Origin of the sequence: Flavobacterium aquidurense (assembly GCF_002217195.1) — a bacterium.
GTDB classification, from domain to species: Bacteria; Bacteroidota; Bacteroidia; order Flavobacteriales; family Flavobacteriaceae; genus Flavobacterium; species Flavobacterium frigidimaris.
Window position 1 is genome coordinate 12,353 of record NZ_MUGR01000002.1, and the last position, 13,800, is coordinate 26,152.

The 13,800-nt window shown below is 29.9% G+C and carries 15 protein-coding genes; 13 read left to right on the plus strand and 2 right to left on the minus strand.

Translation table 11 applies throughout. The features are described from left to right. Positions 1-56: 56 nt before the first annotated feature. The 10 genes from B0A67_RS01270 to B0A67_RS01310 all read left to right on the plus strand — a co-directional run bounded on the left by B0A67_RS01270 (position 57) and on the right by B0A67_RS01310 (position 8,855). Entirely contained in the window at positions 57-1,253 is a 1,197-nt protein-coding gene (locus tag B0A67_RS01270; RefSeq protein WP_072958561.1) for a primase-helicase family protein, read from the plus strand. Between the two features lie 230 nt (positions 1,254-1,483). Further along, complete coding sequence (locus B0A67_RS01275; protein ID WP_072958558.1) at positions 1,484-2,329, plus strand: toprim domain-containing protein; 846 nt, start codon at positions 1,484-1,486, stop codon at positions 2,327-2,329. 147 nt (positions 2,330-2,476) lie between these two features. Beyond that, a complete protein-coding gene (locus B0A67_RS24870; protein WP_207557293.1) occupies positions 2,477-2,635 on the plus strand; it encodes a hypothetical protein in 159 nt (52 codons plus the stop codon). Positions 2,636-2,695: 60 nt separating this feature from the next. Further along, positions 2,696-2,893, plus strand: a complete 198-nt coding sequence (mobC, locus tag B0A67_RS25380) for a plasmid mobilization relaxosome protein MobC (RefSeq protein ID WP_394364329.1) — start codon at positions 2,696-2,698, stop codon at positions 2,891-2,893. Between the two features lie 192 nt (positions 2,894-3,085). Further along, on the plus strand, positions 3,086-3,388 hold the full coding sequence (locus tag B0A67_RS01285) for a helix-turn-helix domain-containing protein (RefSeq protein ID WP_072958554.1): 303 nt from the start codon (positions 3,086-3,088) through the stop codon (positions 3,386-3,388). Between the two features lie 71 nt (positions 3,389-3,459). Continuing rightward, positions 3,460-3,876 carry a hypothetical protein gene (locus tag B0A67_RS01290; protein ID WP_072958551.1) on the plus strand — a complete coding sequence of 139 codons (417 nt, stop codon included), beginning with the start codon at positions 3,460-3,462 and terminating at the stop codon, positions 3,874-3,876. Between the two features lie 286 nt (positions 3,877-4,162). Further along, positions 4,163-5,269 carry an HD domain-containing protein gene (locus B0A67_RS01295; RefSeq protein ID WP_072958548.1) on the plus strand — a complete coding sequence of 369 codons (1,107 nt, stop codon included), beginning with the start codon at positions 4,163-4,165 and terminating at the stop codon, positions 5,267-5,269. A gap of 3 nt (positions 5,270-5,272) precedes the next feature. Further along, on the plus strand, positions 5,273-7,501 hold the full coding sequence (locus B0A67_RS01300; RefSeq protein ID WP_072958545.1) for an ATP-binding protein: 2,229 nt from the start codon (positions 5,273-5,275) through the stop codon (positions 7,499-7,501). A gap of 90 nt (positions 7,502-7,591) precedes the next feature. Continuing rightward, positions 7,592-7,855 carry a HigA family addiction module antitoxin gene (locus tag B0A67_RS01305; protein ID WP_072958542.1) on the plus strand — a complete coding sequence of 88 codons (264 nt, stop codon included), beginning with the start codon at positions 7,592-7,594 and terminating at the stop codon, positions 7,853-7,855. A gap of 148 nt (positions 7,856-8,003) precedes the next feature. Next, positions 8,004-8,855, plus strand: a complete 852-nt coding sequence (locus tag B0A67_RS01310; protein WP_072958539.1) for a hypothetical protein — start codon at positions 8,004-8,006, stop codon at positions 8,853-8,855. A 302-nt stretch (positions 8,856-9,157) separates the two neighbouring features. On the opposite strand, the gene B0A67_RS01315 is transcribed toward B0A67_RS01310, so the two are convergent. Further along, a complete protein-coding gene (locus B0A67_RS01315) occupies positions 9,158-9,616 on the minus strand; it encodes an RNA methyltransferase (RefSeq protein ID WP_072958713.1) in 459 nt (152 codons plus the stop codon). A gap of 376 nt (positions 9,617-9,992) precedes the next feature. Between B0A67_RS01315 and B0A67_RS01320 the strand changes: the two genes are divergently transcribed. Together B0A67_RS01320 and B0A67_RS01325 are read left to right on the plus strand one after the other, a co-directional pair. Further along, positions 9,993-10,508 (plus strand): DUF3592 domain-containing protein, encoded by a 516-nt coding sequence (locus tag B0A67_RS01320; protein WP_123887328.1) that lies wholly within the window; start codon positions 9,993-9,995, stop codon positions 10,506-10,508. A gap of 97 nt (positions 10,509-10,605) precedes the next feature. Continuing rightward, positions 10,606-10,965, plus strand: coding sequence for a hypothetical protein (locus tag B0A67_RS01325; protein ID WP_072958534.1), 360 nt, complete (start codon positions 10,606-10,608; stop codon positions 10,963-10,965). A 109-nt stretch (positions 10,966-11,074) separates the two neighbouring features. Here the strand turns inward: B0A67_RS01325 and B0A67_RS01330 are convergent, their stop codons facing one another. Beyond that, on the minus strand, positions 11,075-11,266 hold the full coding sequence (locus B0A67_RS01330; protein WP_072958530.1) for a cold-shock protein: 192 nt from the start codon (positions 11,264-11,266) through the stop codon (positions 11,075-11,077). Positions 11,267-11,577: 311 nt separating this feature from the next. On the opposite strand from B0A67_RS01330, the gene B0A67_RS01335 reads away from it, so the two are divergent. Beyond that, entirely contained in the window at positions 11,578-13,758 is a 2,181-nt protein-coding gene (locus B0A67_RS01335; RefSeq protein ID WP_072958527.1) for a TonB-dependent receptor, read from the plus strand. Positions 13,759-13,800: the final 42 nt, after the last annotated feature.

Genomic DNA, 13,800 nt, shown 5'->3' on the forward strand with positions numbered 1-13,800 from the left:
TTTTAGTTCTAACCGTATTGTGTCGCATAAAGATACAATAAAAACCATATTGTATAATGAAAAACATATATTTAAGAATAGGAACTACCTATTTTAAGAGATCCCTATACCCTTTACCTTCAGGAGATTTCATAGAGATTTTGGTTATTTGGTCAGCTGAATTGATTAGACAAGACCATGGTAAAAATTCACTTTCAGAAATCGAAAGATTTGATGGTTTCATTTGTATTCCTGAAAATCGTCCTGAATTCTTTAAAAAAAGAGTTCAGGACTATTATAACACCTATCACCAAATAAGTAAGTCACCCATAGAAGGTAATATTACAAATACGATTACCTTTTTAACTCATATTTTTGGTGATCAGCTAGAATTAGGAATTGATTATTTACAGTTAATTTATTCTAAGCCAACTCAAATTTTACCTATTTTATGCTTAGTAAGTAAAGAAAGATCAACAGGAAAATCAACTTTTCTTAAGTGGCTAAAAGAAATTTACGAATACAATCTGACTTTCTTAACAAATAGCGACTTCACATCAAACTTCAACTCTGACTGGAGTTCTAAGCTTTTAATTTGTATTGATGAAGTTCTATTTAAAACCGATGAACTTACAGAACGTATAAAATATCTTTCTACAAGCAACACACACAAAACAGAAGCCAAAGGAAAGGACAAAAAAGAAGCTTCCTTTTTTGGAAAATTCATATTGTGCTCCAATAATGAAACTTCATTTATCAAAATTGATGCTGACGAAATTCGATTTTGGATTATTAAAGTACATCGATATAAAAAAGAGGATGTTAATTTCTTGAAAAAACTAATTGAAGAAATACCTGCATTTCTATATTTTCTAACAAATAGAAAATTGTCAACTGAGAATCAATCTCGAATGTGGTTTACTCCAAAACAAATTAAAACTAAAGCTTTGGAAAAGTTGGTACTTCACAAATCAAGTAAAATTGAGCATGAAATAGCAAGTACTTTATTGAATGTAATGGAAAGTATCGATATTGAAATATTAGAATTTAGTATCTCTGATTTGCTTAATATTCTAAATAAGTTTAAGATAAAATATGATGCTATTGAAATAAAAAAAATCATAAGAGAAAACTGGAAATTATCACCTTCACCAAACTCCAATAAGTACCAAAAAATCACAGTCACAAATGACTTGGATATTTATCAAAATCAAGCTAAAGGAAGACATTATATTATTTTGAAAAATTTTTTGGTCGAAAAAATGATGATTTGATGACAGCATAAGCTCAGCCCTTTATTCATAAGACTTAAACCTGTCATCATTTTGTCATCAAAAATAAAAATGATGACAATAAAATGATGACAGATAAAAAAAAGCATCAAATTTTGATGATTTGATGATATTTTGATGACAGCCTTAGCCCTTACCAGTATTAGCTTTAGAGTAACTTGTCATCAAATCATCAAAATTTTCACTTTCTTAACCCTAAAACAGAAAGACACATGAATTCGACCCAAGCAAGAGAAATTCCGATAGAAAAAATACTCGAAAATTTAGGATGTATGCCGACAAAATCAAATGAAAATGAAAGCTGGTATTTGTCTCCTTTTAGAATTGAAAAAACTGCTTCTTTTAAACTAAATAGAACTCTAAATCGTTTTTTTGATCATGGCGAACAAAAGGGTGGAAATGCTATTGATTTTGTAATATTCAAATTTGGGTTTAGTGTTTCCGAAGCTTTAAGTTATCTTGAAAAATTCGACAGTTTTTTTTCTTTTCAAAAGCAAGTTTTTGAAAGTCCTGTAAATGTAGAAAGCAACATTAAAATTGAAAAAGTGATCGAAGTTCAACATTTAGCTTTAATTCAATATTTGAGAAGCAGGAAAATTTTAAAGTTTCACAATGAAAACAATCTAAAAGAAGTTCATTACACTATCAACGATAAAAAATATTTTGCAATCGGTTTTGAAAACCGAAGTGGTGGTTTTGAACTCAGGTCTAAATATGCTAAACTATGTATTGGAAAAAAAGATGTCAGCCTAATTTCAAACCAATCTAAAATAATAAGAATATTTGAAGGTTTTTTTGACTATCTATCATTTATGCAAATCAGCGGTGATAAAAGACTCGAGCAATCTGATTATCTGATTTTAAATTCTACAGCCCTATTAATAAAAAATTTAGTCCATCTAAAAGAATATAAAAAGATAGAATTGTATTTGGATAATGATCATACAGGAGGTAAATATACCGCTATAATTTTGGAGCAATTTCCTTACTCTTTAGACCTAAGAAAAACGTACAATAAGCACAAAGATTTAAACGAATGGCTAACCAAAGGGGAATAAGATTAATTAGATAGTCAAATAGCGAGGTGTGTTTCGATGCCGTGAAAAACATCAAATCTTCGATTTTTACTTTTCACGCATCAAAACGCCTTGCCCTCCGGGAAGATAAATGCTCCAAAGTCGTATTTTAAATATAACTTTTTGTTTATGAGTAATATTAATAAAGGCGGTAGGCCCAAAAAAGAAGTTAAGAGAACTAAAGAGAAAAGAATTTTGTTCACTGAATTAGAAACGGAACAAATTGATAAAATGTTTTCTGAGAGTGATTATATGAATATGAACACTATGATTAGAGATATTCTTTAAAAAAAGAAATATAGAATAATAACGTTCAATAATGATGCTCGAATCCAAAAAGACATCTTAATTGAAGAGGTTAGAAGAATTGGAAACAACTTTAACCAGTTAATAAAAAGTTTTAATGAACGGAAAATGGGTACATTTAGCAAGATCGAAATTGAGATGTTGTTAAAAAGTCTTGCGGAAATAAAAGAAGTTTTTTTCAAAATTCAAGATATAGCTACAGAGAACTATCTACCAGAATCACGTAAACCATTACAGTAAGCAAGCTCTTTATTTATTTATTTATTTATTTATTTATTTATTTATTTATTTATTTATATAGTGCTATATTACTATAGTCGTATAGCACTATACTTATCCGTTAAATCTTGCTCTATAAACCCATGAAAAAACATGAGTAAGATATTACTCATTACTGATTGTTTTGCTAATTTATAACCTAAACGTTACATAATGGAAGATATAAAATCCCTAGAAGAATACATGATTCTAATTGGTCAGAAACTTGAAATGCTCCGTCAAAATATGGATTTCATACAAAGCGACATCAAAGATGAAGTTGGAATAAGCCGAAAAACTGTTAGTTCTATTGAGAATGGAAATAATTTTTCAGTTGAAAATTTAGTTAAATTATTAATTACTTATAACCGAATAGAATCTTTTTTAAACGCCATTACTCTACCCTATGATTTTGACATTAAACAGTATAAAAAAGAACTGAAAGAATTTAATAAAAAATATAAAACCGAATGGTGATTCAATCCAAAAAAAAAGAGGATTAATACTTAGATAGTTATACTTAAAAAAAATCAAATCATCAATGTACTATGGAACAATATTATAAACTTATGGATGAATATTCCGAAAGAGAATTATTTAAAGAAATCATCCATTTCATGGATATATCTTTTCCCGAATGGAAAACTAATCGAGGTTTAGGTTTTACATCTTTAGAGTTTATAAGACATTGTATTGATTTTTTAACTCTATCTAGCCTGGAGAAAAATGATAAAGTTCTTAAGCTAAGATACTTAAAGACAGTGTACATGAGTTTAGTAGAAGACTATGAACGTTTTAGAATGGAATATCAATTTATATTTTCATCTTTTGCGTTGGATAAATTTTCTGCTGAATATGCGGATGAGATTGAAGATGAATATTTGACTGATTTTAAATATAATTATCTGTATAATAGTTTTTTAAATGATGAACTTCCAAAAGTGACTTATGATTTTAAGTGTTAAGTACTGAAACTATAATTACAATAAAAGAAAGATATTTCTTTTATTTTTACGGTTTTCCATAATATTAAAAATCATTTTTTCAATATCTTAGCAAAGATTTGTAAAAGTTATTCCCAGATGCGACAGAACCTTTTTTTTACATAAATAGTCAAATTTTAAAAAAAACTATTTTAGCTTCCATGGATTGGTGAGAAAAATATAATATTGTAAGGCCAATATCAAACTAGGAAGTAATTCTAAAAAAATTAAGTAATCAAATAATTAAAGTTATATTAGAAATAGTTAAATGGAAAAAATAAATAAACCTGAGGGCTTACCTGATTGTAAAATAATAAATGCGCTTATAACTAAGGCAAATACGAAAACTGATTATGAATTCAATTACATAAATCATTTGGAAGCGATTAGGAAAATAATTTCAATTGAAGTTTCTAGGATTAATCTTTTATTTCCAGAATATACACCACATGATGAACAATATCATCTTAAAAGATTATTTTATGTTGCAGATCAAATGCTTGGAGATGATATTATTGAGAATATGAATGCAACAGAATTATTTCTGCTATGTGTTTCATTGTATGGCCACGATTGGGGTATGGCTATGAGCGAGGAAGAAAAATCATATATTTTAACAGGTAATGATGAAGATGTTAGTAGTACTGTAAATCTTTTGGACGATGAAAAAAATAGAATAAGAGAATTTTGTAGAATTAAAAACATTGAAGTTGGTAAAATTGAAATAGAAGATTGGAAAGAGTATGTTAGACTTACTCATGCTTTTCGAAGTGGTAAAAGGATAAAAAAATATTTTGAGCCAATAAGTTCGGGAATTGCTGATTTTGCTTCTCGAATTTGCGAAGGACATTGGCTTGATTTTGATATAATTGATGACTATACTTCATATCCAACAGATGCATCAATTCATAGAGAAATAGTTAATGTAAAGGCATTAACTATATATGTTAGATTGATTGATCTTTTGGATCTCGGAGAAGATAGAACTCCTTTTATTCTATGGAAGTTTGTAGCGCCAAGAAATAAATTTTCAAAACTAGAATGGTCTAAGCATAGAGCTTTGCAGCCAGTTACTTTTCCAAAATACCAATTGACTAGATCTATTCAAGTTGACGGAAGTACTGATGATCAAAATGTCTACATGAGTATTCTGGATTTAAAAAGGTATGTTGATGAACAATTCAGACAATGTTCCGATATCTTAAATCGAATTAACCATAGCTATCATAAATTAAATATATCACATATTGATTGGCGTATTGCTCCTAGAGGTTTTGAACCGGTTGCTATTCAATTTGAGTTTGATAGAAACAGAATGTTTGACATTCTTGGAGATGAAATATATCGTGGCAATCCGTATGTTTTTGTGAGATAGTTATTGCAAAATGCAATTGATGCAATTGAGATGAGAGCAGAAATACTATTTAAAAAAGATTTATCCTTTGTACCGAAAATAAAAGTAGAAGTTACTGAAGATGAAACTTGTTATATTGTTCGGATAACAGATAATGGAATTGGAATGGACGAGTATATAATAAGAAATTATTTAGCTGTTGCTGGAAAAAGTTATTATCGTAGTTGTGATTTTCAAAAAGAAGGATTAAAAATGGATCCTATTTCAAGATTTGGTATTGGTGTTTTGAGTTGTTTTATGACTGCAGACTACATAGAAATTGAAACATTTAAGGATCCAAATACAACCAAAAGTCAAAATCACTTAAAAGTAACTATCCCTTCAAAAGAAAATTATTTTAAAATAAATAGAAATACCGAAACATTTAATATCGGAACCACTTTCAAAGTTTTTGTAATTAAAAATAAATTACCTGATATTAAAGGAACTAGTAGCAAAATAGATTTTAATATAACAGAATATTTGAAAAAAACTGCAGGATTTGTAAAGTATCCTATCTTTATTAATGAAAAAGGAGTTGAGTCATTGATAAACAATCCAAATGTTATAGGCCAATCTAACACAAACTCATTCAAAATTGATTATAAATTTCCCATAGAAAAGGCAATATTTCCGCAAAATAAAGTGACTGTTGAGGAATACTTCGTTGAAAAAAGATTTTATCTAAAATCAGATTTAAAATTAGAGACTTTTGACGGTTGTTTGACATACCTTTTACCGAAATCTGAAAGTGTTGATATTATAAGTGATGGACACTCATGGCCAATAAGTGAAGCGAAAGTTGTAGATTATAATTCTAAAATTGAAAAGAACAAAAGAGTTAAGTGGACTGAGAACTGGGTTTCGTTTAGTAGATACTCCTTTTATGAAGATAAAAATATAATTCCGGAGAGAAGTTATAGCGTTTTCATGGACGGAATATTAATTCAAGAAATTACACCACCACAAATTAAAATAAACACTATAGATGAAACCAAATGGAATAAATATTACAGACGTTCTATGTCTGAAAATTTCGTTAGTCCTCAGCTAATTGTTAATATTCCCAAGCCAACTGGAATGAAAATCGATTTAGCAAGAACAAATATTGAAACTATCGAAAAATGGGACAATGCAATTTGGATTGCTTTTTGTGATTATTTGCGAAATAATATAGTAAAAGATATATTAATCAAAAGACCAAAAGATAAATTATTATCACTGAGTAAATTACTTACTTTTTACAAATTAACGGAGGAAATTATTATTGAAAACTTGTTAGCTAATTCAAAGTATCCTTTGACATTTATTGCAGATAATGGCTCTATTAGGTATCAGGATTGTGACCCTTCAACAGAGGAATATATAAAACTTGCTCCATACGAATTTGGTTATGAATTTTACAAATTACTTGAATCAGAGTATATTGACTATGTAAATTACGAGGGTAAATTAGATTTGTGGAGAGGAGATGCTGTTATTAATTTCGACAATGTCAGTTATTTCGAAAATTTACCTGTTTCACTAATAAATTTAGGTACTTTAACTAAAGCATTTATAAAACGTAATTATTTTATTGATACTATTGAATTCATTACTTCGCCACTTGGAGAAAAGTTTCCGTTAGTACAGGAGGTACAAAAAAGAAGACCAAATGATAAGCCTTTAAAATTAGAAATAAATGAGATTCCAGTAATATGCTTAGACACAATTGATAGTTATTCTTGTACTAATTTAAACTCTTTGCTGAATGAACATTTTCACTCATTTCCTATACTTGTGAGATTTCCATCTCCATATGAGTCCAAAATGTTTTATGGATTCAGGTTTTTAAATTTAAACACAAAACTTATAAAATGTTTTGTAAAAATTTGCATGGGTATTATAGTGGCGAAAGAAGAGAATTCACTTTCAAAAGAAATAATAGGGCAATTATTCGATATGATTAATGAAATTCGATTTGTCAAATCATTTTATTCTGACTCTGCACAAATAAAAATAAGTGACTTTAATTTTAAAATGAATGAAATTTTTCAAGAAGCATTAAAGCATCGAATAATTGATAATGATTTATGTGTAAAATCGGAAATAACCATTGATGACTTCGTCGAAAATTCAGTTGCTTTTGATAAAAAACTAAAATCATTCAATGTGAATTTTAGCTTGAAAAAACACTTAAAAGGTAGTAACGAATGGGGGAAAAGAATAGTATAAGGTATATAAGCTAAGCGAAAGTATAAAGTCAAATGAGTTATGTAGCTAAATCTTTCGTTTCCAAATTAATTACTTATTTAAACTAGCGAAATGAAAAGAAAGATGAGGAATGTTCATCCAGGAGAAATTTTAAAGATGGAACTTGTTTTAGGACGAAAGTTTTCCGTAAGCAAAATCGCAGAAATGTTAAGTACAAAGAATTCAGAAATTTCCAATATTTTAAATAGTAGAGCGGTAATCTCACCTACTATGGCTTTAAAACTTGAAGCCGTTTTTGGAGGAAAAGCAGATTTCTTTATGCGTTTACAGATAAATTATGATTTAGAAAAAGCACAAAAAAAATTTAAATTCTAACTCAGATGAGTTAATTGTTTAAAATGTAGATATTTCCAACATTAGTTTCAACAAATTCGAAATTAATACTATAAAACTAATTAGATCCGTCATGAGAGCCAGTATATGGCTAGTATAAATAAGTTGTACGCAATTATAAACTACTCCAATGAAATTAACCATTCCAAATTTAGTTTTTATCCTTTTAATTGGAATAACTACAATTTGTTTAACATTTCTTACGACTAAAGGTCAATTTACTGATAATAGATATAATAGATTATGGGATAAGTTAACAAAAAGAGGTAAAACAGTATTTTTTACTTTAATTTTTATGCTATTCTTATTAATTACACAAGAATGGAATAATCAAAATTTAAATTCAAATAACCAAAATCTAATAGACTCTATTCAATTTAAAAGGAATGATGATATAACTAGAGGAATTAAAAAAGGAGTTGATTCAAGTAACAAAAAATTATTTGAGAACCTTTCAATAGCATTAGCAAACCAAAACTTGAAATTTGATACTCTAAATAAATCCTTCATAAAATTCAAAAATTTGAAAGAAACTATCAATAATTTTGCTATAGATGACCCCGTAATTTTCATCGATTCAAATGGTATTTCATTTAATAAAAGAAGAGGTTTCTCTAATAACTATAAAGTAAAATTTATAAGCCAAAATGCTGGATCTACACAACACAATATAATAAGTTACTGCCTTATTCATTTTCAGGATGGTTCTTATAATATCGACAAAGCTAATCTATTTGCAAAAGATTTACATATTCCTAAAAATGCAGTATGGATTACAGGAATTAATGTTGATGCTTATAAACCAATAACAACAATCTATTTACTTCTGAAGGGTACATATTCTACTATTGATAAATCAAAAAAATATGAGATAGAAGATTTATATGCATATGACGTCGAAGCTCAAAAGGTTTCGATTCCGATTGCTGATCGAGGAAGAATTATTTCTATAATAAATGAATTGTCCTCACAAAAAAAATAACTACTTACACACGTCTCTTGCCATATTGTAAATTTAGTGGAATTACCGCTTTTAATCGTATTTTAGTTTAAACGAAATTTAAAAAAGTAAATAATATTTTTTTTTACTATCAACAATTACTCCTTTCTTTATCAAAAAACTACATCTTTTGTACACCTCTACCCTTCTAATCCCTTTAAAAACAAGCCATGTTACTTATTGCATCGGGAAGTAAAACTCGTAAGAGAACATAGTGAAAAATTCATAAAAAAACTCCGATGTCGTCAGGCATCGGAGTTTTTAGTTTTATGTAGAATTATATTTTAAGAACGTGGTTTAGGCAAGTTTCTGTCGTACATAATAATGCTTCCTGCCACTGCAACGTTTAAGCTTTTCTCTGATTTAAATTTTATCAAATGATGGCATTTATCCATTACTTTTCTGGACAAGCCGTGATCCTCTGCTCCCAATAAATAAACACAGCGTCTTGGATGTTCGAAGGTTTCTAAATCTGATGCTTTTTCATCTAATTCAACACCTATCAATCTTGCTCCTTTGGGTAAGTTTTCGAAAAACGCTTCAAAAGTATCGTAATGAAAATAAGGTATTGCTTTTACTGCATCATGAGTATCACACGCTTGTTTGGCATATCGATTGCCTATGGTAAATATAAAAGTAGCTCCTAAATTTTGAGCTGTTCGCCACAAAACACCCAAATTCTCAGGCGTTTTACCATTTTGGATCCCTATGCCAAAATATTCATTTATAAAATTATCATTCATAAATGCAAAAGTACAAACTGTAAGTACATAAGTCAATTTTTTATTGAAAGGAAGACTCATTGTGGAGATCTCTTTTATACATTCAAACACAACTTTCCCTACGTTTTGTGCTTTGCAGGGAAGATGCTGTTTGTCATTGTAAATCACGATTCTAAACACTTTAAAACACAATATTAGAAGAAAATACATCTTTCCCGAAGGAATTAATTCTAATTTTAAAAAACTAAAAAATTGTAATAGAATATATCTTATATTCGTTCAAAAAAGAAAGTTTATGTTGTAAAACCAACCTAATTAGAGCTTATTAACAGATGGCTAAATACATTTTAGGAAAAAACAAAATGCATTACCAAAATTAAAAGCGTATTAATAAATTATGGAAGTCTATTTCTGGAATATCTTCATGATCTTAATGGGAGCAATAGCCATTATTGTTTCTTTTTCTATTCATAGAAATCAATCAAAACTAAAAAGAAACGGAGTGATTGGAGAGGCCAAAATAATATATTTTTCTACTGAAAAAGGGATTAGCGATTCCCCTTCTTTAAAAATACCTGTTTTTACATTTTCTGCCGAAGATCAAAATGGAGTCAAAGTCTATTATGTAAAAGGAAAAAGCAATTCGATCTGTGAAATTGGAGAATTGACTCCGATATATTACAATCCTGAAGATCCCGAAAAAGAATATTATTTACCCAAAAAAGATTTTCTGATGAAGTATGTTGCATTTTTTATAGGAACGTTCTTTTTTTGTCTGGGTTCTATTTATTTGATGAAAAATTTAAATTATCCAACTGAGGATTATTTTCTATACCTAATTATTAGTTTATTTTCAGGAACCTTACTCCTATATACGATGGGGAAAATATATAATTTAATACATCGAAAATAGAATCTAAAGCCGATTTGCATTAGTTATTTCATTGAATGATTTACTATTTTTATACTCATCTACCCTATTAAAAACATTTAAAAATAAAGATTAGCAAATGACGATACAAGATTTGATTGGCAGTTATTCGATTTCCGGAAGCAATCAGGATGAGAGTCCTGAAATAACTTACGAAGGCATTTTGAATTTATCGCTGGATGAAAATAACAGAATTATTGCTCAATGGCTTATTAATAACTCTCAACAACAAAAGGGACATGGTTTCTTTAAAGACAATATTTTGGTCCTTAATTTTAGCTATAAGGGAGAAAATAATATAACCTTTAAAGGAGTTGCTGTTTACCGATGTCTCACTAAAGATGTCCTGGAAGGTTTTTGGTCTGAGAAACACGGAGATCCGCTCTATCTTGGAGCTGAACATTGTTTAAGAATAACCAGTACGGAAAGACTGAACTAGCTTATATTATACAACCGTACTAAAAAGATACATCAACAATTAAGTAATTTTTTGGCACAAAAAAACACCTGCTATTGACAGGTGTTCTTTTGTGCTTTTTCTTAGTAGATTAAGCTACTACAACGTTTACTGCGTTTGGTCCTTTTTTACCTTCTGCGATGTCATAACGTACTTCGTCATTCTCACGAATGTTTTCTGACAAACCTGAAACATGAACGAAAATTTCACTTCCACCATTCTTTGGTGTTATAAATCCAAAACCTTTTTCTTCATTGAAGAATTTTACTGTACCTTCTTGCATCTTAATAATTATTTATTGGTGGTAAATATAGTAAAATTAACAGTACAACTCTGAAAAATAAGTACTTATATATAATTATTACTTAATAACTTCTAAATCAGACCACTTTACATGTTTCTCAACACTACCGGATATGATGTAAATCAGGTATTTTTACTTGTTTATCTAATACTTTAAGAGACCTTTTCGTACTGATTATCAATACTATTATTACTAATAAAATTGTTTTAGATAAAAACAATAAAACATAAAAGCCCGTTATTTTAAGACGTTTTATATATTTGCATTATTTTAATTAAGTCTAAATAATAATGTTAAAATTTCCTACTCTCCTTCTGGTGCTCTTTACAATTGGTTCACTTTCTGCACAGCAAATTTCAAAAACAACCACAAATAGTAAAAAAAATAAAACAACAAACATCAAAAATCAGGATACTATCTTACCGGATAAAACATCGACTGATAATGAATTGCAGGAAATTGTTATTTCTGCTTCCAGGCAGGCAGAAAGTTTAGATCAAGTTCCTTCTTCTGTCACTATACTTTCAAAAAAGCAACTGCAGCAGCAACTCATTATAAGTTCTAATCTTAGTGATATTTTAGGCGCCTCTGTTCCCGGATTGGGTTTTACGACTAATAGAACCCAGAATCTGGGCCAGACTTTACGTGGTCGCCGTGTATTGGTTATGATTGACGGTATTCCGCAATCTACTCCTTTGAGGGATGGCGCTAAAGACATGCGTTCTCTGGATCCTACTGTATTAGATCGTGTAGAAGTAATTAAGGGAGCAACTGCTATTTACGGAAATGGTGCTGATGGCGGTTTGATAAATTATATTACTAAAAAAGCAAATCAGGACAAGGCAATAAGCGGATCAACGGAAATCGGAAGTGCTTTCTCTCTTATTAAACCTAAAGGAACGGCTGGTTTCTTCGTTTCGCAACTCTTTACGGGAAAAGTTAAGAAATTTGATTATGTAGTGAGCGGCCGTTATGAAGAAACCGGGCTTTATCGCGATGCCAAGGGCCGTGTGCTCTCTCCGGAATATGGTATGAATGATCTTCGCAACTGGAATGCTTTTGCTAAAATTGGTTATGATATCAACCCGAATAATCGTGTAGAATTAATGTACAACTATTTCCAGAGTACTCAGCACACGGATTATATTGCAAAAGCCGGAATTTACGGTAATTTTGATTCACCAACTACAGGGATTAAAGGACAAAGACCCGGAGAGCCTGAAGGAACGCCTTATAATCACAATGCAAGTTTAAGTTATATCGGAAAGAATTTTATCGGAAATACGGATGTCAATGCTACTCTTTATTTTCAAGATTACCTTACATTAATTAATTATAGTGACTTTTTCGAAAATAACGGACAGCCTGCTACACAAAGTAAGAAATTGGGTTTTCGTTTAAATCTAAATACGCCATATGAGTTCAGTTCTCTTATTTCTGGTAACCTGACTTATGGGTTAGATATACTTTCAGATATAACAGACACGCATCTTACGGATGACAGGGTGGTAATTCCTGAAATGAGTATGACAAATCTGGCGCCGTATTTTCAGCTGAAGAACATGTTTGGACCAAACTTAGTATTAAAAACAGGCTTAAGATTAGAAAATGTAAATATTGATGTCCCGGATTATACTACAATTGGTATTCGTAATTATGTAAACGGAACTTATGTAGGCGGCAGTATTGCAGTAAATGGCGGAGCATTAGATTTCAATGCGCTTATGTTTAATGCCGGACTTCGCTATACAAAATGGTCTTTATTTAAACCTTTTTTTAGTTTTTCTCAGAGTTTCAGTGTAGCTGATTTGGGTCTGGTTTTACGTGCTGCGAAAGAAAACACCGTTAGTAATACTTCAATCAAAGCGGTAACGGCTAATAATTATGAATTTGGATTCTCCGGCTCTTTCGATAAACTTTCTTATGAAGGCGCTCTTTATTACAGTACTTCTAAACTTGGTGCTTCTTATGTTTATATTGATGGTAATCCGCAGATTTCAAGATCGCCTGAAAAAATTTATGGTTTTGAACTGTCAGCAAAATATCGTCTTCATCCAAAAGTTGACATTGGCGCCAATTATTCTTTTACTGAAGGAAAACGTGAACTTGCAGACAAAAAAGTGTATTTGGGCGGAGATCGTATAAATCCACCTAAAATAGCAGCTTATACTATTTTCAGACCTCTGGAAGCCTGGTCAATATTTTTGCAAATGACGAGCACGACAGGCAGGGATAGATTTGAACCTGTCAATGGAGCTTATACTTATGGCACAGGACCAATCAAATCTTTCACGGCTTTTAATCTTTCTTCCAGTTATACTTTCAGAGAAAAAAGTACGATTCGTTTTGGTGTCGAAAACTTATTCAACAAAGACTATTATACCGTTATATCGCAATGGCAGTCTAACAACATGAATTATGTAAAAGAAAACGGCACACGTTTAACTATTAGCTTTGTGCAGGCATTCTAATTACATCAATTACTATTTAATTCAAGGTCATAAAAAAAGCTA